Genomic DNA, 272 nt, shown 5'->3' on the forward strand with positions numbered 1-272 from the left:
GGCGTTTCCTCGTGCGGCCGCTGTTCCGGCTGATCGGCAATCTCGGCGAGCGCGAGATGTTCGTATTCGCCGGCCTGTTCACGGTGATCGCCTCGGCGGCGATCATGCACAGCCTGGGGCTGTCCACCGCGCTCGGCGCGTTCGTGGCCGGCGTTACCCTTGCTGACAGCCCCTATCGCCACGAGCTCGAGGCCGATGTCGATCCGTTCCGCTCGATCCTGCTCGGGCTGTTCTTTCTCGCGGTCGGCATGAAGCTCGATCTGAACGCCGTC

The 272-nt window shown here is 65.8% G+C and carries 1 protein-coding gene; it reads left to right on the forward strand.

Going from position 1 to position 272, the window contains the following annotated elements; genetic code table 11:
* The coding region (locus AC0KVN_RS27655; RefSeq protein WP_483656849.1) for a cation:proton antiporter domain-containing protein at positions 1 to 272 on the forward strand (272 nt) is incomplete at both ends.

The organism is Sphingobium sp. SG1 (genome assembly GCF_057063145.1).